General features: G+C 54.2%; 24 protein-coding genes. 11 read left to right on the forward strand and 13 right to left on the reverse strand.

The annotated features are described in order from the left end of the window. Positions 1-16 precede the first annotated feature (16 nt). From V9K92_RS04870 to V9K92_RS04905, 8 genes are all read left to right on the forward strand, one after another. Entirely contained in the window at positions 17-1,033 is a 1,017-nt protein-coding gene (locus V9K92_RS04870; protein WP_337353426.1) for a TRAP transporter substrate-binding protein, read from the forward strand. A gap of 17 nt (positions 1,034-1,050) precedes the next feature. Then, complete coding sequence (locus V9K92_RS04875; protein ID WP_115055030.1) at positions 1,051-2,952, forward strand: TRAP transporter large permease subunit; 1,902 nt, start codon at positions 1,051-1,053, stop codon at positions 2,950-2,952. Then, on the forward strand, positions 2,952-3,755 hold the full coding sequence (locus tag V9K92_RS04880; RefSeq protein WP_307277404.1) for an SDR family NAD(P)-dependent oxidoreductase: 804 nt from the start codon (positions 2,952-2,954) through the stop codon (positions 3,753-3,755). Before V9K92_RS04875 ends, V9K92_RS04880 begins: the two co-directional genes overlap by 1 nt. Beyond that, a complete protein-coding gene (locus V9K92_RS04885; RefSeq protein ID WP_337353427.1) occupies positions 3,748-4,620 on the forward strand; it encodes a PCC domain-containing protein in 873 nt (290 codons plus the stop codon). The genes V9K92_RS04880 and V9K92_RS04885 overlap by 8 nt, the downstream gene beginning before the upstream one ends. 189 nt (positions 4,621-4,809) lie before the next feature. Then, positions 4,810-5,616: a transporter substrate-binding domain-containing protein gene (locus V9K92_RS04890; protein WP_115055033.1), complete on the forward strand. Its 807-nt coding sequence runs from the start codon at positions 4,810-4,812 to the stop codon at positions 5,614-5,616. Between the two features lie 68 nt (positions 5,617-5,684). After that, positions 5,685-6,965 carry an NAD(P)/FAD-dependent oxidoreductase gene (locus V9K92_RS04895; protein ID WP_337353428.1) on the forward strand — a complete coding sequence of 427 codons (1,281 nt, stop codon included), beginning with the start codon at positions 5,685-5,687 and terminating at the stop codon, positions 6,963-6,965. A 30-nt stretch (positions 6,966-6,995) separates the two neighbouring features. Further along, positions 6,996-7,967: an ABC transporter permease subunit gene (locus tag V9K92_RS04900; protein WP_115055035.1), complete on the forward strand. Its 972-nt coding sequence runs from the start codon at positions 6,996-6,998 to the stop codon at positions 7,965-7,967. Between the two features lie 23 nt (positions 7,968-7,990). Further along, positions 7,991-8,743, forward strand: a complete 753-nt coding sequence (locus V9K92_RS04905) for an amino acid ABC transporter ATP-binding protein (protein ID WP_337353429.1) — start codon at positions 7,991-7,993, stop codon at positions 8,741-8,743. Positions 8,744-8,753: 10 nt separating this feature from the next. Here V9K92_RS04905 and V9K92_RS04910 read toward each other — a convergent pair whose 3' ends face one another. After that, entirely contained in the window at positions 8,754-9,137 is a 384-nt protein-coding gene (locus V9K92_RS04910) for a hypothetical protein (RefSeq protein ID WP_337353430.1), read from the reverse strand. A gap of 234 nt (positions 9,138-9,371) precedes the next feature. Between V9K92_RS04910 and V9K92_RS04915 the strand changes: the two genes are divergently transcribed. Further along, the gene (locus tag V9K92_RS04915) at positions 9,372-12,491 is read left to right on the forward strand and encodes a LysM peptidoglycan-binding domain-containing protein (RefSeq protein WP_337353431.1); all 3,120 of its coding nucleotides are present in this window, start codon (positions 9,372-9,374) and stop codon (positions 12,489-12,491) included. Positions 12,492-12,502: 11 nt separating this feature from the next. Here V9K92_RS04915 and sctT read toward each other — a convergent pair whose 3' ends face one another. Genes sctT through V9K92_RS04975 form a run of 12 tightly spaced genes read right to left on the reverse strand, consistent with a single transcriptional unit; the run spans position 12,503 to position 20,556 of the window. After that, entirely contained in the window at positions 12,503-13,333 is an 831-nt protein-coding gene (sctT, locus tag V9K92_RS04920) for a type III secretion system export apparatus subunit SctT (RefSeq protein ID WP_115055038.1), read from the reverse strand. A gap of 6 nt (positions 13,334-13,339) precedes the next feature. Next, on the reverse strand, positions 13,340-13,609 hold the full coding sequence (locus V9K92_RS04925; protein WP_115055039.1) for an EscS/YscS/HrcS family type III secretion system export apparatus protein: 270 nt from the start codon (positions 13,607-13,609) through the stop codon (positions 13,340-13,342). Positions 13,610-13,611: 2 nt separating this feature from the next. Continuing rightward, positions 13,612-14,271: a type III secretion system export apparatus subunit SctR gene (sctR, locus tag V9K92_RS04930; protein ID WP_115055040.1), complete on the reverse strand. Its 660-nt coding sequence runs from the start codon at positions 14,269-14,271 to the stop codon at positions 13,612-13,614. After that, on the reverse strand, positions 14,264-15,322 hold the full coding sequence (gene sctQ, locus V9K92_RS04935) for a type III secretion system cytoplasmic ring protein SctQ (protein WP_337353432.1): 1,059 nt from the start codon (positions 15,320-15,322) through the stop codon (positions 14,264-14,266). Before sctQ ends, sctR begins: the two co-directional genes overlap by 8 nt. A 2-nt stretch (positions 15,323-15,324) precedes the next feature. After that, complete coding sequence (sctO, locus tag V9K92_RS04940; RefSeq protein ID WP_336441480.1) at positions 15,325-15,816, reverse strand: type III secretion system stalk subunit SctO; 492 nt, start codon at positions 15,814-15,816, stop codon at positions 15,325-15,327. After that, complete coding sequence (locus V9K92_RS04945) at positions 15,813-17,159, reverse strand: FliI/YscN family ATPase (RefSeq protein ID WP_115055043.1); 1,347 nt, start codon at positions 17,157-17,159, stop codon at positions 15,813-15,815. Before V9K92_RS04945 ends, sctO begins: the two co-directional genes overlap by 4 nt. Continuing rightward, a complete protein-coding gene (locus V9K92_RS04950) occupies positions 17,156-17,758 on the reverse strand; it encodes a FliH/SctL family protein (protein WP_115055044.1) in 603 nt (200 codons plus the stop codon). Before V9K92_RS04950 ends, V9K92_RS04945 begins: the two co-directional genes overlap by 4 nt. After that, positions 17,758-18,435, reverse strand: coding sequence for a type III secretion protein (locus V9K92_RS04955; RefSeq protein WP_337353433.1), 678 nt, complete (start codon positions 18,433-18,435; stop codon positions 17,758-17,760). Before V9K92_RS04955 ends, V9K92_RS04950 begins: the two co-directional genes overlap by 1 nt. Then, entirely contained in the window at positions 18,432-19,238 is an 807-nt protein-coding gene (sctJ, locus tag V9K92_RS04960; RefSeq protein WP_337353434.1) for a type III secretion system inner membrane ring lipoprotein SctJ, read from the reverse strand. The genes V9K92_RS04955 and sctJ overlap by 4 nt, the downstream gene beginning before the upstream one ends. After that, positions 19,222-19,635 (reverse strand): hypothetical protein, encoded by a 414-nt coding sequence (locus tag V9K92_RS04965; RefSeq protein WP_115055047.1) that lies wholly within the window; start codon positions 19,633-19,635, stop codon positions 19,222-19,224. The genes sctJ and V9K92_RS04965 overlap by 17 nt, the downstream gene beginning before the upstream one ends. Positions 19,636-19,675: 40 nt before the next feature. Beyond that, the gene (locus tag V9K92_RS04970; RefSeq protein ID WP_115055048.1) at positions 19,676-19,864 is read right to left on the reverse strand and encodes a hypothetical protein; all 189 of its coding nucleotides are present in this window, start codon (positions 19,862-19,864) and stop codon (positions 19,676-19,678) included. Then, positions 19,864-20,556, reverse strand: coding sequence for a type III secretion protein (locus V9K92_RS04975; RefSeq protein ID WP_115055049.1), 693 nt, complete (start codon positions 20,554-20,556; stop codon positions 19,864-19,866). Before V9K92_RS04975 ends, V9K92_RS04970 begins: the two co-directional genes overlap by 1 nt. 377 nt (positions 20,557-20,933) lie before the next feature. Here V9K92_RS04975 and V9K92_RS04980 point away from each other — a divergent pair, with 377 nt between their 5' ends. Together V9K92_RS04980 and V9K92_RS04985 are read left to right on the forward strand one after the other, a co-directional pair. After that, positions 20,934-21,095, forward strand: coding sequence for a hypothetical protein (locus tag V9K92_RS04980; RefSeq protein ID WP_307277448.1), 162 nt, complete (start codon positions 20,934-20,936; stop codon positions 21,093-21,095). Between the two features lie 136 nt (positions 21,096-21,231). Then, complete coding sequence (locus V9K92_RS04985; protein WP_337353435.1) at positions 21,232-22,143, forward strand: SctD/MshK family protein; 912 nt, start codon at positions 21,232-21,234, stop codon at positions 22,141-22,143. The last annotated feature ends 121 nt before the right edge of the window (positions 22,144-22,264 follow it).

The raw sequence follows: 22,264 nt of genomic DNA on the forward strand, positions 1-22,264 counted from the left end.
CCCGGGAGGAACTTCAATGAACAATTTTTCACGTCGCCAGATCTTGCTGGCTGCTGGCTCAACACTGGTTGCCAGTCCATTTATTATGAGACGCCCGGCCATGGCTGCTGAGTTCTCTTATAAATATGCCAATAACCTGCCTGTTTCCCATCCAATGAACATTCGAGCCAAAGAAGCCGCTGACAGGATCAGGGAAGAGACAGGCGGCCGGTTTGAACTGTCGATCTTTCCCTCAAGCCAGCTCGGTTCTGACACGGATACATTGAGCCAATTGCGTTCCGGTGCGGTCGAGTTCTTCACCCTGTCTGGACTTATTCTTTCGACCCTCGTGCCCGCCGCGTCAATCAACGGTATCGGTTTTGCCTTTCCTGATAGTGCAACGGTCTGGAAGGCCATGGACGGTGAACTTGGCGCCTATGTGCGTACGCAGATCGAGAAGTCCAATCTCTTTGCCATGGACAAAATCTGGGACAATGGTTTCCGCCATATCACATCAAGCACAAAGCCAATTGTAACGCCCGACGATCTCAAGAACTTCAAGATTCGCGTACCGGTCAGCCCCTTATGGACATCTATGTTCACGGCTTTCCAGTCATCGCCAGCCAGCATTAACTTCAATGAAGTCTACTCATCGCTGCAGACAAAGGTGGTGGACGGGCAGGAAAATCCGCTCGCCATTATTTCGACTGCGAAGCTTTATGAGGTCCAGAAATACTGCTCCTTGACCAGCCATATGTGGGATGGGTTCTGGTTTCTGTCGAACCGCCGTGCCTGGGAAGCGCTTCCGGATGATATCAAGGAAATTGTTTCCAAAAACATCAATGCCGCCGGTCTGGCCGAACGCGACGATGTTGCCAAATTGACTGAGACCTTGCAGGCGGATCTCAGGTCCAAAAACCTCGAATTCAATACGCCCGATCCTGCTCCATTCCGTGAGGCATTGCGTAGCGCCGGATTCTATTCCGAGTGGAAGGGCAAATATGGCGATGAGGCTTGGGGGCTTCTGGAAAAAGTCGTCGGACAGCTGGCCTGATTGAAGAGCCGCAGACGATGGCCGGAATCAAAATAACCGAAGGCGCGGTCGCTGCAGGCGAGGAGAGTATTCTATCTCCTGCACAACGCGGCGACCAATCTTTTCTCTCAAAATGTGACCGGCTTCTCGGCCATCTGGTCGAATATCCGGTGGCTGTCCTGGTGGTTGCCGAAGTGGTCATTCTCTTCGCAGGCATCGTCGCGCGTTATGTTTTGCATCGCCCTTTGATCTGGTCAGACGAGCTGGCGTCGATCCTGTTTCTTTGGCTTGCCATGCTCGGTGCAGTGGTAGCTTTCCGGCGCGGCGAGCATATGCGCATGACTGCGCTGGTTGGCATGATGAACCCGGCAAGGCGCGCATTTTTCGACGTGGTTGCGGTGGTCGGTGCGCTGGCGTTCCTTCTGTTGATCATTTACCCGGCCTATGATTATGCCCATGAAGAAACCTATATAACCACGCCTGCGCTGGAGATTGCCAATGCATGGCGGGCGGCTGCACTGCCGGTTGGTGCAGCCCTTATGATTGTTTCATCACTGATCAAGCTTTTTCAGGTTTCCAATCTGCGCAATGTCTTTACCGCCGTGGTTCTCATCGGTGCTATTGCTTTGGTCTTGTGGCTGCTTGGTCCATCCTTGAAGACCCTTGGTAATCTCAATCTGCTGATATTCTTCGTCGGGATTGTCGCTGCGCTTGTATTAAGCGGTGTGCCGATTGCCTTCTCCTTTGGTTTGGCGACATTTGGCTATCTGTCTTTGACGACAAGTGTCCCGATGCTGGTTGTCGTAGGGCGCATGGACGAAGGCATGTCGCATCTCATTTTGCTCGCGGTTCCGCTCTTCGTTTTTTTGGGCGTGCTCATCGAAATGACCGGCATGGCGCGGGCAATGGTGCAGTTTCTCGCCAGCCTGCTTGGGCACGTGCGGGGTGGATTATCCTATGTGCTCATCGGTGCCATGTATCTCGTCTCCGGCATTTCCGGTGCGAAGGCGGCTGATATGGCTGCTGTTGCGCCCGTTCTGTTCCCGGAAATGAAAGCACGCGGCGCAAAACCGGGTGAGCTTGTTGCGCTTCTTTCTGCAACGGGAGCTCAAACCGAAACCGTACCGCCAAGTCTTGTGCTGATCACAATTGGCTCAGTGACTGGCGTTTCAATTGCCGCATTGTTTACTGGGGGATTGCTGCCCGGGGTGGTGCTTGCCATCATGCTGTGCTTTGTCGTCCGGCATCGCTACCGCAATGAGGACCTTTCCCACGTAACCAAGGCAACGGGCAGCCAGATTGGCCGCGCGTTCCTGATTGCGTTGCCGGCTCTGGCCTTGCCATTCATCATCCGCGCGGCTGTCGTGGAGGGCGTGGCGACGGCGACAGAAGTATCCACCATCGGCATTGTCTATGCTGTTCTGGCGGGCCTGCTGATTTACCGGCAGTTCGACTGGAAGCGCCTGAAGCCGATGCTCGTCGATACGGCGTCATTGTCAGGCGCGATCCTTCTTATCATCGGCGCGGCAACGGCCATGGCCTGGGCCTTGACGCAGTCAGGTTTCTCGCGTGACCTCGCTGCAGTCATGAGCGCATTGCCCGGCGGTCCCATAACATTTCTGGCGGTTTCGATTGTCGCCTTCATCATCCTTGGCAGTGTGCTTGAAGGTATTCCTGCAATCGTCCTTTTCGGCCCGCTGCTGTTTCCCATTGCGCAACAGGTTGGCGTGCACGAGGTCCATTATGCAATGGTGGTTATTCTCGCCATGGGCATTGGCCTTTTCGCGCCGCCATTTGGTGTTGGCTATTATGCCGCTTGCGCCATTGGCCGCGTCAATCCGGATGAGGGCATGAGACCGATCTGGGGTTACCTTGCCGCGCTTGTGATCGGGACTATTCTGGTTGCAGCCATACCTTGGATTTCGATTGGATTTCTTTGATGGCAGACAGACTGAAAGACAAGATCGCGATTGTTTTTGGCGCGGGTTCATCAGGCGAGGGTTGGAGCAATGGCAAAGCCACGGCTCTGGCCTATGCCCGCGAGGGCGCCACGGTTTTATGTGCCGATTTGAGCTTTGATTCTGCGAAGGAAACGGCCGAAATCATTTCGGGCGAAGGGCTGGCGGGCATCGCAATTGCGGTTGATGTCACAGATACCAGTTCTATAAACGCAGTCGTCGATACAGCCATTCGGCAATATGGCAGGATTGATATCCTTCATAACAATGTCGGCGTGGTGACGGCAGGCGGTCCGGAAGAGCTCGGCGAAGAGGCTTTCCGGGCATCACTCGATATTAATGTCGGCTCGGTTTTCCGTACGGCAAAGGCTGTCCTGCCCCATATGATGGCGAGGAAATCCGGCGCGATCATCAATATCTCGTCATTGGCCGGGATACGTTGGACTGGATATCCCTATTTCGCCTATTATACGGCCAAGGGCGCAGTCAATCAGGCTACAGTGGCACTCGCCATGCAATATGCAAAACATGGAATTCGGGCCAACTGCATAATGCCGGGACTGATAGATACGCCCCTGATCTATAAACAGATTTCAGGCAATTACGCTTCCGTTGAAGATATGGTCAATGAGAGAAACCGGCTTGTGCCCATGGGCCATATGGGAACGGCTTTTGACGTGGCCAATGCGGCGGTCTTTCTCGCATCCGACGAAGCACGGTTTATCACCGGCGTCTGCCTCCCCGTTGATGGCGGGCAAAGCTGTTCGGCGGTTGCGGGTGTCTGATCGCAGTCTGATACAACCGGGTCCGGTTGCAGCGCAGCGGTTCGAAAGCTTCGAGGGCAAGGGCCATAAGTTAGAGTTCACTCTTGCCCCTGGCCTCAGCATCAACGACGCGATTGCGCGTCCATTGCTTGCAGAAAATATCCGGGCAGCGGCGCTGGTCATTGAGGATGGCTCATTTGCCCCGCTTCACTATCTGATGCCGGCTCTATCGACCGATGGTGTTCATGCGGCATGGTATAGCGGTCAATATTCGCCGATGGGTGAAACGCAACTCGAGCGCGGCAATGTCACCTTTGGCGAACGCGATGGCGCACCATTCATTCATTGTCACGCGATCTGGAACGAGGCGGATGGCAGTCGCAATGCGGGCCACATCCTTCCGCACGAGACAATTGTCAGTCAGCCGATCCGTGCCACGGCTTGGGCTGTTGATAGTATCGCAATGGTGTCCGAGCCTGACGAAGAAACCGGCTTTACGCTGTTTCATCCCGTACCGTTGGATGAACTGAAAACGGACCAACAGGGGCCGCGCATGGTGTTTGCCCGTATTGCTCCTAATGAGGACATTATTGAATCCTTGGAAGCCATATGCCGCAAGCATGGCATCGAACATGCATTGGTTCGTGGCAGCGTTGGAAGTCTGATCGGTGCCCGCTATCTGGGTGGGAGCATTGTCGATGACATTGCCACGGAAGTGTTTGTTCTTGAGGGAATTGTGAGCGAGGGCGCCGCTGCGACCCGGCTGGAAATCGCAATGGTTGATACCCATGGAACCATTACGCGCGGCTTTCTGGAGCGTGGTGATAACCCTGTCTGCATCACATTTGAGCTATGCTTGGAAGAAATTGCCCGCCCGATGTGGTGAGGGCATGACCCTATAACGAAATTGCAATAAGTTTCGATGCTGCACCGGCAACTGGCTGGGCAACACCTATTGCTTACGCTGGATAAGGGGCGCACATTCTCCCTCCCGCTGTCTTACATAATAATAAATACGGGGACAGGACAGCTCGATTACCTAAGGAGGAATAGTGTGAACAACGTTCTTAAAAGCATGATCTTTGGAGCCTTGGTTCTGGCAACATCCACCGCCGCTCAGGCTGGCACAACGCTTGACCGCGTTATGGAAAAGAAGGCTATGGTCGTCGCTACCAACAGCAGCTGGCCGCCACAGAGCTATCTTGACGATAACAATGAAATGGTCGGTTTCGATATCGATATGGCCAAAGAAATCGGCAAGCGTCTTGGTGTGGAAGTCTCGTTTCAGACGCCGGATTGGGCAACTTTGACCGGCGGACGCTGGCAGGGACGCTATGATGTCGGCGTGGGTTCAGTGACGCCAACCAAAGCGCGTGCGCAGGTTATCGATTTCGCATCGGTCTATTATTACAGCCCCTATGTCTATGTGGTGCACAAGGACAGCAAGGCGAAGTCCGTCGATGATCTGAACGGCAAGGTAATCGGCGTTGAGACCGCGACGACCTCCGAAGATTTTATCCGCCGCCAGCTGGAGATTGACGCGCCAGGATTGCCACCTGTCGAATACAAGATCGAACCGGGCGAAATTCGCACCTTTGCCGATTCCATGCTGCCATTTGACGATTTGCGCCTCGGTGACGGCGTGCGTCTTGATGCTGTCATTGCGCCGGAACAGACAGCGCAGAACGCAGTGAAGAACGGCTATCCCGTCCGGATTCTTGAAGGTGGCTATGCTTTCCGCGAACCACTCGTGGTTATTGCAGAAAAAGGTGATCCGGAATGGACAGCAAAGGTTGGCGAAATCATCACTGCCATGCGTGCTGACGGTACGCTCGCGACCCTGACGACCAAATGGTACGGCAAGGATTATAGCGCCAACTAAGGCTGCGTAAGCTGCGCGCCGCCGAAAGGCGGCGTTGCCCCTCTGCTTCTTCGAGCAATGAGAATCCAATGAACTATATCGATACTTTTTATCGACGCACCATCGCCGATGATAAATCCTTTTCTGCCTTGTCCGGAACTGTCGAGTGCGACACCTGCATTATCGGCGGGGGGCTGGCTGGTCTGACGACCGCGCTGCAACTCGCCCGCGCGGGGCAGGCCGTTGTCGTTCTTGAAGCACAACGTATCGGGTGGGGTGCATCGGGCCGGAACGGCGGCTTCGTCAGTCCCGGTTTTGCCAATGACGGGGAAGCGATCGCACGGGCGGCAGGAGCCGAAAATGCAAAGAAATTGCATGGGCTTTCCATTGAAGGTGTGCGGTTTGTTCGCGACACCATAAACGAATTGAATATTGCATCCGCTGCGCCCGTTAATGGGATCATGAGTGTCCTGCGCTATAGCGACGAACAGGCGATGAAGCAGCGAGTCGAATATCTCCACCGGACCTTCGACTATCCAGTTGAATATATGAGCCGAGAACAGGTGCAGGCGAAACTCCGCTCGGAGCGATATTTTCAGGCATTGCGGGACCCGCAGGCCTTCCATATGCATCCCCTCAATTACCTGCGCGCCCTGGCACGGGAAATCGAGCGCCTGGGAGGCAGAATCTTTGAATCCAGTACTGCAAGCTCAACTGAATTTTCCAAGCCGGAGAAGGTTGTCAGCACTGATATGGGTAAGGTTAAAGCGCGAAATGTCGTCATCACGACCGGCGGCTATACATCCGGGCTGATCGGCAAGCTCAAGCGCAGTTATCTTCCCATTGCTACCTATGTCATGCTGTCCGAAGAGGCACCGGACCTGATCCGGACAGCTATCCAGACGACAGATGCAGTTGGCGATAATCGCAGAGCAGGGGACTATTACCGCGTTGTCGAAGGCGGCAAACGCCTGCTCTGGGGTGGGCGCATCACGACCAGAGCGGCATCCTCTGCCGCCGTTGCTGCGGAGCTCCGTAGGGAAATGGTCGGCACCTATCCGCAACTTGCCGAACTGAAAACCGAAATATCCTGGTCGGGCCTGATGTCATATGCACGTCATTTGATGCCCCAGATCGGTCAGTTGCAACAGGGCGTCTGGTACTGCACCGCCTTTGGCGGCCATGGGCTGAATACCACTGCCATGGGCGGCAAGGTGATTGCGGAAGCAGTGCTTGGACAATCGGAGCGTTACAGGCTTTTCCAGCCATTTGGCCTTGTTTGGGCCGGTGGACTGGCAGGGCTTTCCGTTGCGCAGCTGACCTATTGGAAACTGCAGGCACAGGATTGGTGGCGGGAACGTCACGCGTAAAATTACTGTTTTTGAATTGGGGGAATTGATATGATTGCCACGCTCATCCTGTCACACCCGAAAGCCGTGAAACGTGTCGGCGCTGCCCTCGCCATTCTGGTGGTTGCCGTGCTGCTCTACTGGATGGGCGTCGGTGGAGCTTGGGTTGGCAGCATATTCCCCTCGCTTCTTCCGGGCATGGAAGCGTCACCCCAAACCACGCGTGCCGTTGCCGCAATCATTTTCGCGTTGCTGATAGCCGTTAACTGGAAGCTCCTTGGACTTTTGCCGCGCACCTATCAAATCGGTGCCGTTTGGGCAGAGTTGTTTTGTTTGCTGCTTTTATTTTTCTACTCCTTTAATCTGAGTTTCTCTTTCATTGCCAAAAAGATCGGCTTTCTCATCACGCAAGGTGTCGTGACGACGCTCTATATCTCGGTCATTTCAATATTCATCGCCACCGTGATTGCACTTATCGGAGCGATCGCCAAACTTTCGAAAAACGGCGTCGTCTATGGCCTTGCCAGTTTCTACACCTCTCTGTTTCGCGGTTTGCCGCTGTTGATGCAGATTTACATTATCTATCTGGGTCTGCCCCAGGTCGGCTATGTCATCGGCGCTATTCCGGCGGGCATTCTGGCGTTGTCGCTGTGTTATGGTGCCTATATGACAGAGATTTTCCGCGCCGGTATCGAGAGTATCCCACGCGGACAAAGCGAAGGCGCAACAGCGCTCGGACTGCGACCCAACCACACGATGTTTCTGGTCATTCTACCGCAAGCCATGCGCGTAATCATTCCACCAACGGGCAACCAGTTTATCGCAATGTTGAAAGACTCCTCGCTTGTATCGGTCGTCGGTGTTTGGGAGATCATGTATCTCGCTCGCACAATGGGTCAGAAAGAGTTCCGTCACATTGAGATGCTGATCACAGCGTCGATGATCTATTGGCTCCTGTCCATTGGCCTGGAGATTATCCAAGCCCGTATCGAAGAGCGCTTCGGCAGGTCACTGAAACGCTGATGTCCTCTTTTGAAGGAAATGCCATGACACCACCCATAGTTTCCGCCGGTGAAATTGAACTGAATGGCGTCCACAAATGGTTCGGCAGTTTCCATGCGCTGGACGATATAAATCTCGTCATAGCGCCACAGGAGAAAGTCGTGATCTGCGGCCCTTCCGGCTCAGGCAAGTCGACGCTTATCCGCTGCATCAACCGTCTTGAATCGCATGAGCAAGGAAAGATTGTTGTTGGCGGAATAGAGCTGACTGAAGATGAGGACCAGATTGACGAAGTCCGCCGCGAAGTCGGCATGGTCTTCCAGCATTTCAATCTTTTCCCGCATTTGACGATCCTGCAAAACTGCATCCTTGCTCCCATGTGGGTGCGTAAAATTCCAAAGAAACAGGCCATCGAAACCGCGATGCATTTTCTGGATCGGGTGCGTATCCCTGAACAGGCAGGCAAGTTTCCGGCACAGCTTTCAGGTGGACAACAGCAGCGAGTTGCGATTGCCCGCGCGCTCTGCATGACGCCGAAGGTCATGCTCTTCGACGAGCCAACATCGGCGCTCGATCCGGAGATGGTCAAGGAAGTGCTCGATACAATGGTCTCTCTTGCAAAAGAAGGAATGACGATGGTCTGCGTCACCCATGAGATGGGATTTGCCAAACAGGTCGCAGACCGTGTCATATTCATGGATCGCGGACGGATCGTTGAAGAGGGCAAACCGCTCGAATTCTTCGACAATCCTCAAAACGAGCGAAGCAAATTATTCTTGAGCCAGATATTGCATTGAGGTCGAATTCTTACGCGAGATAAATCACGCAGGCGATGATGGCAATGAGCGCCGTTAAGACGGCCGCTGCGACGTATCGCGACTTGGCGGATGGGGCCGGTTTGGCTTCCGCGTTCTGTATGGCGGGTGCTATGTTGGAACGGATGTCCACCGATGAAGATTTGTCAGGCCGCAACGAAGTCTGGGGTGGAGCGGCAAGAGGTTTCTGATCGATTGATTTCGAACTGGCACCCAGCTCTACCGAATTTGGCCTTTGCTTGTCGTCGAGAATTTCGTGTTTGCGTTGGCGTGTGGCACCGTCCGCCGCGCGTTCGAATTTTCGCATGGCATTTTCATCATTCCAATTGCTTTCGAGCGCCTGCTGCGATCCCGCATTGTTGATGGACTGAACCAAGAAACCGTCCTTTCTGGATAGTTATGGCTGAACGTCTTACCTCTGCTGTTGGAATGATGACGAGAACCTGTCTGATTGGCAAATATATTTTGTCAGGCCGTCAATTCTAATTTGCCCTATGTCATAAAACTGTGAGGCACATCTTCCATGTTTCTCCTGCCGTTGCCGGTGAGTCCCACGCGTTCTTTCGCGTAGCAGCAACATTCCGATTTCCCGATCAGGCAGGAGAACGCGATGTCTTTTCGTATAGATGTAGATGGTAAGAACCGCTTTGATGCCAATGGCAACAAGATACCGCTGACCTCTACGCAACAACAGCAACTCTTCGTGGAGCAAATCAGGCAGGCTGTGCGCGAACGTGCGCAGGCAGGCGGGCCAAGCTCATTCGACCCCGATAAAGAAAAGCTGATCGTGGTTCAGCCGGGTGATAGTCTTTGGGAAATCGCCAAGGATAACAATGTGCGGTTTGGCGACGTAGTTGAGGCAAACAAGGGACTTCACGACAATCAAGTCGATTTGGTCAATCCGAATGACATCATCATTATTCCTCATATTGCGCCGGATCTGGCTGCGGACACTGTCAAGGACAGCAAGGGCGTACCGGCGGGCGAGGCTGCTTTCAAGAACGAGCTTTATGAGCGCGGAAATAATCTTCAATATGCAGATGATCCATCCAAGACCGATTTTCCTGGTGAAACCAAAGGCATACAGCAGGATGTAGGGGCCTATCTCGATGGGCTTCCGGCAGCTGAACGGCAGGCCGCCGTTTCCAGGCTCATTGGAAACAAAAGCGATTGGCAGGATGCAAGTCCGGCGCTGAGCGCGATAGAAGCCGCTGCCACAGAGAGGCAGTTGATCGCCGATCCTCAGGAAGCCTTTGCAAAGGAAATCTATGCGACAGGCAACAAGCTGCAATATTCCGATAATCCAAACACTGACTATAAGGCCGGAACCGCAAATATTGCAGCGGATGTAAAGGACTATCTTCAAGACATTCCGGAAGGCGAGCGCACCAAATCCCTTCAGGCGCTTTACGATCACGACTGGACCGATGCGGGACCGTCGCAAGTCGCGCTGGAAAACACGGCCAAAGAGCTTGGCATAACACTGCGTCCTTCGACCCATAATGGACCCGAAATCGAGTCCCAGGCACGGCGGATTATTGACGATGCGAAGGCTGCGGGCAAACCGGATGAAGCGTTCAATGCGTTAAATGCCGCCTATGGCAAAGCGCCGGCAGAAGTGCAGGCTGCAATTGACGGCAATGCCGATGCCAAAGGGCTCATAAGCAATGCTGCGACTTGGGCGACAGAGAGGCTCAAGGATTATGATCCTGAAAAGGCGATCAGCGATCAAGGCGATAGCGCGGAATCCATGCGCAAACTGGAAGCCTTGACCAAAAATGCGGATCCACAGCTGGCAGCGCAATTGATGCTTGATGCTTTGCCGACGATAGAGGCTGCAAACGCACGCAAGCAGGAGAAGATTGGTGGTGACCTCATTGGCCTGGAGGGGCAGCAAAATCTCAATATGATTCTTGGTCGAATCGGTGACACGCCAAAAGGCCAGATCGTCATCGACCACTTTATAGACATGGATGTTGGAAACCCCACATCGATGCGTATGGCGATCATTTCAGGCTCAGGCCTTGATTTTCCGATTGAACGAGCTGCGACGTCTCCCTCAAGTGCCTATCTGGAGAACACGATCCTCCCGAGTGTCGTTGAATTCTCCAAAGGTTCTGTGAATGGCAGTGTCGACAAATACTCCGCCCATATGCAGGAGCTCCAATGGCTGATCGCAAATCACGGCGCCATAATGACGCCGGAACAGCTTGAGAAAGCTATTACGGATTATGAAGCGGAGAAGGGTCAGCGCTGGACAGATCAGAAGCTGGCGCTGGAAAATGATGTTGCCGCAAAGGGCAATCAACTTCTCAATCAGATAAGCCAATTGGGAAATCTGCCGCCGGAGCTGTCTGCTCAACAGGGCGCTGCCGATGAAAAAATCAAGGAAATCCTTTCCGACGACAAATCAGTCATGGCTATGCAGGTCGCGCTGAAGAATGATCCGGCGCTACTGGATAAACCTGCTGTTGTTTCCCTGTTATCCCATCAGGCACGCTTGACGGATCGTGGCCGGAAACTTGCAGAAGAAGCAATGACGCAGATCGTGCGCCGGACGGTCTTGCCGTCATTCGGGAATCTCAATCCGAACGACCCTGCCAGCATTGAGCGAGCCAAGGCTGGCATAGCCTCTTTGCACAATTCTCCTGCTGCTAAATTGCTTGGCATACCCGACGATGAATTCAAGAAAGCACTGAGCGCAGTCGAGGAAGCACTTCCGGCAGCGGGTGATACTGAAGCCCAAATGGTCCAGAAGTTGAAAAACCTCGACGCCAGGTTGACTGACACAAATGATGGCATGAAGTCGTTCAAGAATACGACAGTTCCCGGCCAGATGTTGCGCTTGATTGGACTGGCCGCCGTGGGCGTGGGGTTGGCCTCGACATTGAGTCGAACGGGTGAGGACCCATTGATGAAGTTCAAGGTCTTCATCGATGCTGCCGGTGTGGGGCAGCGCACGATCGAATTGCTCAATGGCTTTCAGCAGATCAACCCGGATTCAATGGCCGTGAAGCATTTCGGCAGCAGCAGCACGACCGCCGCAAAGTGGTTGGGGTCGGTTGGTGCAAGCTTCGATCTGGTGCTGGCGACGCGCTCCTATATGGGTGGTGACTGGCAGATGGGTACGCTGCAGGCCGCTGCTGGTGCAGGTGGTATACTCGCCGCTTTCGGGACTGGATCTATGGCAGGCCCGGTTGGTCTGGTCATTGTAGGAGCTGCGGTCATTGGCCAGATGCTTCTTACGAATACCCGCCAGTCGAATATCTATATGACAGACACCTCCATGCGGTTTTTGCAGCACGCCCAATTATCGCAAGAAACCGCGAAGACACTGGTTGATCAGAGCGGCGAAGGGTTCAGTCCTGTTCCATTGCTTGTGAAATATGCAGAGCTGAAGGGCTACAAGCTTGATCAGCCCGCAGACCTTCAAAGCTTCGTCAACTGGCTCAATGCCATACCGCAAGACAAGCTCGCTACACTGCGTGATAATCTGCATCATACGCTTGATGGTCTGAATGGGGACGTTTCCCGCTTTCCCGCCACCGCGGAAGGGGATGCAAACTACACTGATCCGCAAAAGCTCAATCACCGCACACAAAGCGCCTCAGGCAAAGCAGCGGTGACGCTTCCAAGTCTTGCCGACAAGATCAATGACGGTGATGCGAGCCCTCAATCCGTAGCGCAGATTGATGCCACCCTCCGGCAGCTTGGCATATCCGTGGCCTGAGGCTATGAGCCTCAGGGTGCTTTTTGGGGTACGCCATCCACGAGCGAACGCATGATGTCCGAGGTTCCCCGGAGGTCCTTTAACTCTGACATCATGTAGGGCACCAGATAGGAAATGTAGAGCACCATCAGCACGGCAAAAAGCAGGTTCTTGATGGCAAGCGACAGATCGAAAACATGCAGCTGCGGCGACATGCGCGAAAGATAGGCCAGCATCAAATCAGTCAAGAGCAGGGCAAGAACGATAGGTGCAATCAAAATGACAGCGATTTGCATGATGCGGTCCAGAACCCCGAGCAGGGCGGGAATGGCATTCACGTTGATCACCGGGGCGAATTTGACCGCGGGCCACAATTCATAGCTTTTATAGAAGCCATCGACGAGCAGCAGAAACCCGCCTGACATAAAGAACAGCGCGAGCAGGGCAAAGACAAGAAGGGTTCCGGCAATGCTGGTTTCGCTCACTTGCAAAGGGTCGATCAACTGTGCCGATGTCGAGCCACGTTGCAAATCGACCAGATCGCCTGCAACCTCTGCGCCCCAGAACGGGATGCCGAAGGCGATGCCGATGATCATGCCGACAATCAGTTCTTTAACGAGCAGACCGGTAATAAGCAGGCTGCCGAGCTGCCCTTCGGCAAGAATTCCATTCAGCACCCCGGGGACAGCCGGAATACAGATCGCCACCGCAACGCTGGAGCGGATCATTCCAGTCAGTCCCAGCCGGATGAAGGCGGGCGTGACCATGATCATGCCCAGCGCGCGGGCAACGCTTATGGCCATTGCAACGAGCAAGGGATAGGCGAGGGCAAGGAAGGACGATGTGCTGGAGATAGCGTCCATATTCCGCTAACGCGTCATTGCCGGAAAACTGTCAAGCACATGACTTGCCAGATTGGCGACCTGCACGGCAAGTGTCGGCCCAAGCACAATGAGGGTAAGCATGACGGCAACAAGTTTCACCGCCTGTGGCAATGTCTGATCCTGAATCTGTGTCAGCGCCTGTATCAGGCCCACACTGATGCCAATGATAATGGCGATCCCCAATGCTGGTGCCGAAGCAAGCAGAACCGTCAAAAGCGCATTCTGCATCTGTGCAAGAAAAGCGGTCTGACCCACAGCTACGTGCCTCCATAACTTAGTATGAGACCATGCATCAGGCGGGACCAGCCATCGACTGCCACAAAGAGAAAGATCTTCAAAGGTATCGAGATCAGGGTCGGCGACACCATCATCATGCCCATCGCCATCAACACGTTCGAGACGATCAGATCGATGACCAGAAACGGCAGATAAAGCAGGAAGCCGATCTCGAATGCGCGAGTGAGTTCCGAGCTTACGAACGCCGGAATGAGCACAAGCAGACTGTCCGGCTTGAGGTCAGCGCGCGCTTCAGGCGACCACACATTCTCGGTTGCCTGCAGGAAGAACTGACGCTCGTTTTCATTGGTGAACTTGGAAAGATGAGCTTGCAAGGGCGGTCGCAGGGCTTCTGCGGCGGCCCTCATACTATCCATTGATTGCGTGTCGACCTGCTGGGCTTCCAGAATGCGATACATCTCGCCCACGAGCGGCGTCGTTACATATACGGTCAGGATCAGCGCAATGCCGTACAGGACCAGATTGGGTGGCGATTGCTGGATACCCAAGGCGTTGCGAATGAGAAACAGCACGATGGAGATCTTGAGAAACCCCGTCATTGTCACCACGGCAAGCGGGATCAGCCCGATAACCGAGACAACAATGATGATCGGTATGAGATTGGTCTGATACTCACCCAAGCCGGACGACCCTTACGCCCAGTCCAGCGCCGATCTTCACCAGTTCGCCGCTGCCAACCAGACGGCCATTGGCCAATATGTTCACGGCATTTGAAGTGCTGGCGGCAGCGGGCAGGACACTGCCTTCACCGAGCTTGCGAATTTCACTCAAAGGCAGTTCGCAGCGACCGATTTCAAAGGCCAGCTCTACCGGGAGGTCGTCAACTTGTTCGAATCCTGCCGATCCGGAAGGGTTGGTATAAGATTGCGACATGGTGGAAGTCTCCCCATTCTTTGCGGGCAGGCTCCACCCGCTGGTAAGTCTGTGTGTCTGTCCGTCCGGTGTAATTGAAGCAGTGAACCGTCCCGAAAGAATGGCGATGGGATCGGCCTCCGATGATTCCCTGCGCAGGATCACATCACCGGCTTTAAGACCGCGCAATTCTGCCATCGTCAGGACCTGCGTTCCGGCGCAAAGCTGCACCGGAAATTCGATACGCGACAGCAGTTCCGTCGCCTCGGGAGCATGAGTTTGCTTGATCGCACTGCCAAGAAGCTTTGCGGAATCACGCGTCAGGTGCAATTCAGCATTACGCGGGTAATCGTCGAAATCGAGAACCCACGGCAAGATGATGTCGTAATCCGCGACCTCCTCCTGATCGCCGAAACGAATGGGATATCCGATAATCTCCTCAAGCCGGTCCAATTGTTCCGAAAGAACATGTTCGATCAGGATGGTACGCTGGCGTGGCTCAAGACCGGCGATCATTTTGGTGATGCCGAATCCCTGAACAAGACGCTCAAGCGTGCCTGCCGACAATACCAGTTTACAGGCCCATGGCCCTATGGCGACCGGCACCGTAACTGGATTGAGAAGGAGCGAAGCATTGTCGGCCAGATACATGCCGATTTCAGGCCCGCTCCTGGTCAACTGTACGGAAATGGGCTTCCTCGGAAACATATTCAAAATGGCAATATGATCCGGGTTGACTGAAGGTAGCCAGTCAAGGGGCTCCTTTGCGTCCAGGGGCCGGGTTTTTGAGAATGTTTGCGTCTCTGCGAGCATGTTCATCCTCAAAGTCCCTTGTGAACTGATGATGCGGGCCTCTGCTGGTCCTCATCCTCCAGTTCCGTCATCAAACCGGCCCGTTTGTCCTTTTTGACGCCCTGTTTCTCGAGAAGAAGCTCGAGCTTGTCATGCTGCCGGAGCCTGGAAAGATGTTCGGCGGCTTTTTCGCGGGCTTTATCTGCTTCTTCAACCAGTTTGACCTTTGCCTGCGCCTCCATCTGCTGGAGATGGGCAGCCTGATAGGTCAATGCGGACAGAGCGTCCTGATAATCATCAAGTGCCTGACGGCCGAGCAAACCGCCGGACATTTGGTCATACATTGCCGTTTCGCGGCTGAGGCGACTTTCATCATTCTGGATGATGCGCTCTGCTGCCGCGTCCACGGCCATTGATGCAGTTCTCTCGGCATTTTGCTGACGAATGGAGGCCTCTTCGGCAAGTCTTGTGCGCAATTTGCGCAGCTCCATGAGCTTTTTCAGGTTCTTTTCCTGGCTCATGCGAGAAGTCCCTGCAATTGCAGTTCAGTCTCGGCAAGTCCGAAATGTTCGTCGCTGCCTTGCCGGAGAAATTGCTCGATCTGCGCATGGCGGTCCAGCGCTGCGTCCGAGCGCGGGTCTGCTCCGCGCTTATATTCCCCGACGCGCAACAGCAGTTCTATATCTTCATAGCGCGCCATGAGATCGCGGACTTGTGCTGCGTTGGCACGGTGGGTTTTACTGGCAACCGCATCCATCAGGCGGCTGCGGCTTCGCAAAACATCAATGGCAGGAAAATGATTGCGTTGGGCAAGTTCACTGCTCAGAACAATATGTCCGTCAAGAATAGCCTTTGTTTCTTCGGCCACAGGATCAAGTGTTCCGTCGCCTTCGGTGAGCACCGTATAAAGGCCGGTAATGGATCCACCAAGGCCCGGCCCGGCGCGCTCAAGCAAGCGCGGTAATGCTGCAAACAGGGAAGGCGGAAAACCTCGCCGCGTCGGTGGCTCGCCTGCCGCAAGGCCGATCTCGCGCTGCGCACGGGCAAAGCGGGTCACGCTGTCCATCAGCAGCAACACATGCTGGCCCTGATCTCTGAAATATTCAGCGATTGCCGTGGCGCCATAGGCTGCTTTGACCCGCTCGATGGCAGGACGATCAGAGGTTGCAACAACAACAACGGAACGTTTCCGGCCTTCTTCGCCGAGCTGAATATCGATAAATTCCCGCACCTCGCGTCCGCGTTCGCCGATCAGCGCGATCACGATAACGTCTGCCTGTGTGCCGCGTACAATGCTGGAAAGCAGCGATGATTTACCGACGCCAGCTTCACCGAATATGCCGATGCGCTGCCCGCGTGCCACTGTAAGAAGACCATCAATAGCCTTCACACCCAGCTGCAGCGGATATTGGATTAGGTCGCGTTGCAATGGCTGGAGAGGAACATTGTGCGTGGGATAATAAGTGCCGGTATGCAGGGCTGTGGGCAGGCCCGTGCGGCTGAGAACTTCACCAAGCGGATTGAGAACGCAGCCCAGCAATTCCGGTCCTACCGGAATCTGCAATGTATGGCCGGTGGGTATCACCTCCGCCCGTGTCGACATGCCGTCGAGATCGCCGATTGGCGTGAGAACGGCCTCCTCGTCATGAAAGCCAACCACTTCGGCGGGGACGATTTTTCCCGACACGGGGTCACGCAGATGGCAATATTCACCAATGCGCACCATCGAAACCGTTGCATGCACGATAATGCCGGTAATCTTGCGAATACGGCCCCGGACAGGGCGCGTATCAGCCTTGGCCGCGCTGTCCTGCAGCCGGCCCATGAGTTGGCTGAGATCGGGCGGATTGAACTCTCGTTTCATTCCGCCGCTCCCTCCTGTCGCCGGGGTGCGACAAGGGCCTCACGAATGGCGGCAAGTTGCGTTTCCAGTCCCGCATCAACAACTGCTATCGCATTTGAAAGCACACATTTGGTGCCGCTCAAACGGGGGTCGGGAAGAACCGTGATGTTCAGCGAAGGATTGACATAGTCAGAGGCGATCCGCCGGGCTACGTCTTCGGCAATGTCCGGAGCGACAGTTATCGTGATGTCCCGCTCACGTTGAAATCCCTGCAATGCATGTTGTGCAAGTTTTGCAACCAGTTCCGCATCGTCGAACTTGCCGAAAATCCTTGAGATGATGGAAAGGCTGAGGTCAACAAGCTGCCGGTCAAGCCCGGCAACATAATCATTGACGCGGGCAGTTGTTGTCGTCAGCAAGGCCGAAGCCTCAAGCGCCCCTTGCTGGAATCCCGCCTGATAACCCTCCTTGCGGCTTGTCTCTTGAATCCCATGGATCTTTTCCATCTGGGCAATAGCTTCGGCTCTGGTCGCTTCGACAAAAGCAAAGCCGTCGATCCAGTGCTTAACATCCTGCTCGCGAATAATCTTTGATCCGGGCATCGTCGGCAACTGGCTCATCACACTGCCTCTTGTGCGGGTGAAGAGTCTGGATTTACCGCAAGCCTTCGCATGATCGCTGCGCCAAGGGCACGCTGTTTTGCGTCCGGAAATGGGATGAGAGAACGGTCATTGGCATGTTTCAGGCGGGCCCATGCGCCGATCGCCGCCGGCAGTGCTGCATGCCAGCTCGCAAGGCATCGATAACCATCGGCCTCAAGATTGGCTTCCAAAGCATCGAGGCTGTCCGGGGAAGGCAGGTTGCCTGCCAGATCGCGGTTGGCAAGCGCTGCCTGAAACGCGACCTCACCGATGCGCCGCTTTATCTCGGTTACCTCATTGGTGCGGATTTCGCTGGCCAGAAATTGTGCCCATAAGACTGCACCGGCAAGAGGGATCAAAGCCGCAATTTGATCGGCCCGGATAGAAATCAGATGAACGTCAGCCGGGTCAATGCTCATCGGCGCTGGCAATTCCGGCAATGCGAAACGATCCATCAGCAGTGATGTCAGCTGCCTCTGTACCCTTCTCGATGCCTGAAGTTGCGCCGCTACGTCTGATGAAATCACACCGTCATAGCAGGCGACAATACGCTCTGGGTGGACGAGCTTCGCGGGAGTTGAAATAAGACTGTTCCAATCCGGCTGTCCGGATGGAGCGCTTGCTGCTTCGTTGGCCGAACCCAGACCCTCGCTCACTTGGCGGGTCCCACAGGTACAAGCGGATAGACCCGTCTGCGCTTCTTTTGCCAGAACAGGTAGCCGAGCGCTCCGCCAAGACCGAGGACCGCGATGAGCAAGAGACCGAAAAGCCATTTGGCTTTCGCGGCGCTGGCCGGGAGCATCCATATGCCGAGGAATGATGTGAGTTCAGTATTGGTGCCTATAGTGGGACTTGTCATTGCGACCACAGGTATGACGGACACTTTTTCATAGGTAAGTCCGGCAATACCATTTGCCACAAGGGTTTTGATCTGCGGTATCAGCGTATTGATATCCAGATTGGGTTCGTGCCGGATAAAAACCGAGGCTGAAGCGGGAACTGCATTGCGTTGCAGCGGATCATTATCCGGCAGAACCACATGGACCCGGGCGGAAACAACTCCATCAATCTCCGACACAGTGCGGGATAGTTCCTCGCTCAGCGCAAAGATCATCTGCGCTCTTTCCTGGACAGGAGAGGCGACGAGTCCTTCCTGTTTAAAGACGCTGCCCATCGTCGCAAATTGCGTTTTGGGGAGACCGGCCTCGTTGAGAACTGAAACTGCCTGCGCGAACTGGTCTTCATCGACCGTCACAGAAAGCTTGCCATTCTTTTGCAGAACGCGGCCTGCGGGGATGCCCTTCTGGAGCAGGGCGGCAACCATGGCATTAGCCTCCCGCTCTTCGAGATTGGTATAAAGATCCTCTTTACATGCCTGCAGGGCGAGACAAGTCATCGCCACGATCAGGCATCGTTGTACCGGGCTAATCTCCATGCGAAGCTTACTGACCTTTGACAAGTGTATTTGCTGCGCCTGTTATTTGCGTTGTTCCACGCACGACCATCTGTGTTTCAATCGAATGATCGAACACAGTGCCCAATTCCTGTACGACACGGGCAATGGCATCGCCTTCCACCTTGGCGGATTTTTCGCCATTGCTTCCCGTGCTGGTGAAGGATTGCAGCGAGGTGCCCTTATCCGTTTCATTTGTGCGATTGACGAATTTCCCGCTGCGCTCGACAAACCCTTTCAGGTCCTCAACCAGTGAGCGCCCGAGGTCGGCCGGACTTGCACCCTGTGGCAGCGTCTGGATATTGCGGGACATATGCTCGAAAAGATTTTGCGAAGCGACAGATTGGGTCGCTGTCGCATCTGCCGGCACTGTTGCGGCTACGGCTGCCGAGACTGCTGTCATAACAAATTCTCCATCTGATCCGGACTTTCAGCGATAGGGCTCATTCGTCCTCGGACATGGCTTCATTCAACATTTCATTGGCGATTTTCATCATTTCCTGGCCGATCAGCGAGGTGCCGCCACTCATCACAGCTTGATTCAGCGCTTCTTCAAATTGCTGCTGTTGTTCCGAAGGTGTCGGCTGATTGGCTGGCTGCTGCGTAACATTGGAAATCTGTGGGGTAGCCATTACTGCTCTCCTGTCTGCTGTTCGGCACCCGCTGATATTTGTCGGCGCGCGCTGTTCTGTCCTGTATTTCGCGGTTCGGATTGGGCAACTTCTTCTACGACTTCGTTTTTCTGTCCGCCGCGGAACACGCGTACGCGAGGATCGTCCGCTGTGGCTTGGGGTGGTGGCTGAACTGTCGAAACGACCTGCTGAACCATGGCGATAAAAGCGGGAGGGCCGGAAACGCGCAGCGCCGGGGCGTTCGGGGTGGACTTGATGGAGAAGCGATCATCCATGAGATCAAGACGCTGAACCTCATCAACAACCATCCCGCCATTTGCCCGGCCAAGGTCGATAATCTGGGTGGCGAATTCTTCGTTGGAATTCATGTGAAGTATTGATCCGTCATAGTACCAGATCAATCCGTTTGCTTCGGCCAGGCGTGTCAGGAAAGCGCCGGCTGTATCGGCGCGCACTTCACCTCGCACCTGACCGCGTATCTTGTCCGAAAGCGCAACGGGAACACCGAGGTTGCGGCCAAATTCTTTCAGCGCGTCGCGAATATCCTGATTGATCAGTACATAGGAATATCGCTTGCCGAACCATTCGGGTGCCGCTGCAAATGCCAAACCGCAGGACGTAAAAACGAGGCCTGCTGTGGCAATCGACACAACGAGCCTTCGCATATGCCCAACGGTCATCGGAAAAGTCATGCGAAAGCACCCTCTAATGCGAAGTGTCACATTTACCTCTATAACAGCAATGAATCAGATGCAACGCAACTATAAACTAAATGTAGTTTGACCCTACTGACATTTTTTGTCAGTAGTAACACCATGTATTGCAAATAGTTCAAATTTTGAATTAGTTTTGATCTTGCGGTGCAAAAAATTGTACTGATACGATTCCGAGATCAACTATCGTTACGTTTTGTAATATGAACTGAACTTTGTTAAATTGCCTTCTCTATTTTTTCATACTATCACCGATTACTAGCCAGTTCGCTTAGTCTTATGCCCCGGCTGGCGCCGAGACAGTATAATTCGGTTTGGATTTCTATAGATGAGTGTCAATCTCAAGGAGAAATAGCATGGCTGTTCAAGGTGTTGGTGGAGCGACGGGCTCGGATGCTTCAATCGGAAAGATGGAAGCAGCTTTTGACAAGGCGATCGAAAAGTCCGCAAAAATCACCGAAATCACGACTGAAAAGAAGGTCGCACTTGATGCTGCCAAGCAGCGTCCAAACAACTGATTTTTAAAATTTGCGCAGGTGGCAAATGTGTCATCTGCGCAAATTTCTATTGCCGGTCGGGCGCCTTTTGCCAGTTTGAGCCCGATGTAAAGACGCATGCGAATACTTCAAATACTTTACAAACGAGGCAAACGTCATGGGCTCCATTGTTCGATTTCAAGAACCAAAACCAGCATTGTTACTCCGGGTAACGGCGGGTGTTCATGATGGCGTACTGCTCCCGCTGGAAGGCAATGCCTATCGCCTGGGATCAGCGGCAGATTGTGACCTGACGCTTAGCGACCGCGATGTCGGTGCTCATCACATGACGCTCCAGCTTCAAGGTTCGAATGTACTGATCGAGGCCATTGACGGCGATGTCGTCATTGATGATGACACGCTTGTGCCGGCTGGCCATGGCGTGCGTTCTCCCTTGCCTTTCGAATTTCAGATCGGTGGCGCAACGATCGAACTGTCCTCACCCGTGCCTGAAGGCGATGCATTGCGGAAAATGCCAAGAGCCAGCTGGATCGCCATTGGCGGCGGCGCGCTGACGCTTTTGACGATTGCTGCCGTCCAGGCAGGGGTCGGTGATTTCCTTGGTTCGAACAATGCTGCTGTTGCCCATCTTTCGGCCAAACATGGTCAAGTTATCGAGAGCGTTCATGCTCCTGCTGCTGATGAGCCGGTGGCGGCGTCGCTCAAGACCAGACTTGCAGAAAATGGCCTTTCCGGTCTCAAAGTTGATGCGGACGGGACGCGTTTGACAGTGTCGGGCGAGTTGACCGCAGACGAGAACAAGGCCTGGGCCAATATCCAGAACTGGTTCGATCGCACCTACGGCGGAACCTATGTGCTGACCAGCATGGTCGGGGCTATGGCGCCCAAAGTGCAACCCAAATTCAATTTGCAGGCTGTGTGGTTCGGGGATGCGCCCTACGCCATCAGTTCAGATGGAACGCGGCTCTATAAGGGAGCTGCGCTCGAAGATGGCTGGATCATCAAGGACATTCGTGACGGACGCCTGACCGCGGCCCGTCAGGGCGAAGAGTTTGTCCTGACGTTCTAGAGTTCTGCCTGAATGCGCATAACCCCAGGAATTGTAAATGATTTTTGGAAGGACTTATGCGCCGGATAAATAATTGCTGCGTCTTTTGTATGTGGAGACAAAACGCAGTGATGGGGGATGC

The sequence above is a fragment of the Phyllobacterium sp. CCNWLW109 genome, assembly GCF_037203905.1.
In the GTDB taxonomy this organism is placed as follows: domain Bacteria; phylum Pseudomonadota; class Alphaproteobacteria; order Rhizobiales; family Rhizobiaceae; genus Phyllobacterium; species Phyllobacterium ifriqiyense.

Bases quoted from the DNA above. Each gene is read 5' to 3' on its own strand.
- V9K92_RS04870 (WP_337353426.1), top strand. From the start codon at position 17: ATGAACAATTTTTCACGTCGCCAGATCTTGCTGGCTGCTGGCTCAACA.
- V9K92_RS04875 (WP_115055030.1), top strand. From the start codon at position 1,051: ATGGCCGGAATCAAAATAACCGAAGGCGCGGTCGCTGCAGGCGAGGAG.
- V9K92_RS04880 (WP_307277404.1), top strand. From the start codon at position 2,952: ATGGCAGACAGACTGAAAGACAAGATCGCGATTGTTTTTGGCGCGGGT.
- V9K92_RS04890 (WP_115055033.1), top strand. From the start codon at position 4,810: ATGATCTTTGGAGCCTTGGTTCTGGCAACATCCACCGCCGCTCAGGCT.
- V9K92_RS04895 (WP_337353428.1), top strand. From the start codon at position 5,685: ATGAACTATATCGATACTTTTTATCGACGCACCATCGCCGATGATAAA.
- V9K92_RS04900 (WP_115055035.1), top strand. From the start codon at position 6,996: ATGATTGCCACGCTCATCCTGTCACACCCGAAAGCCGTGAAACGTGTC.
- V9K92_RS04905 (WP_337353429.1), top strand. From the start codon at position 7,991: ATGACACCACCCATAGTTTCCGCCGGTGAAATTGAACTGAATGGCGTC.
- V9K92_RS04915 (WP_337353431.1), top strand. From the start codon at position 9,372: ATGTCTTTTCGTATAGATGTAGATGGTAAGAACCGCTTTGATGCCAAT.
- sctT (WP_115055038.1), bottom strand. From the start codon at position 13,333: ATGGACGCTATCTCCAGCACATCGTCCTTCCTTGCCCTCGCCTATCCC.
- sctQ (WP_337353432.1), bottom strand. From the start codon at position 15,322: ATGAACATGCTCGCAGAGACGCAAACATTCTCAAAAACCCGGCCCCTG.
- sctO (WP_336441480.1), bottom strand. From the start codon at position 15,816: ATGAGCCAGGAAAAGAACCTGAAAAAGCTCATGGAGCTGCGCAAATTG.
- V9K92_RS04945 (WP_115055043.1), bottom strand. From the start codon at position 17,159: ATGAAACGAGAGTTCAATCCGCCCGATCTCAGCCAACTCATGGGCCGG.
- V9K92_RS04950 (WP_115055044.1), bottom strand. From the start codon at position 17,758: ATGAGCCAGTTGCCGACGATGCCCGGATCAAAGATTATTCGCGAGCAG.
- V9K92_RS04965 (WP_115055047.1), bottom strand. From the start codon at position 19,635: ATGACAGCAGTCTCGGCAGCCGTAGCCGCAACAGTGCCGGCAGATGCG.
- V9K92_RS04970 (WP_115055048.1), bottom strand. From the start codon at position 19,864: ATGGCTACCCCACAGATTTCCAATGTTACGCAGCAGCCAGCCAATCAG.
- V9K92_RS04975 (WP_115055049.1), bottom strand. From the start codon at position 20,556: ATGACTTTTCCGATGACCGTTGGGCATATGCGAAGGCTCGTTGTGTCG.
- V9K92_RS04980 (WP_307277448.1), top strand. From the start codon at position 20,934: ATGGCTGTTCAAGGTGTTGGTGGAGCGACGGGCTCGGATGCTTCAATC.
- V9K92_RS04985 (WP_337353435.1), top strand. From the start codon at position 21,232: ATGGGCTCCATTGTTCGATTTCAAGAACCAAAACCAGCATTGTTACTC.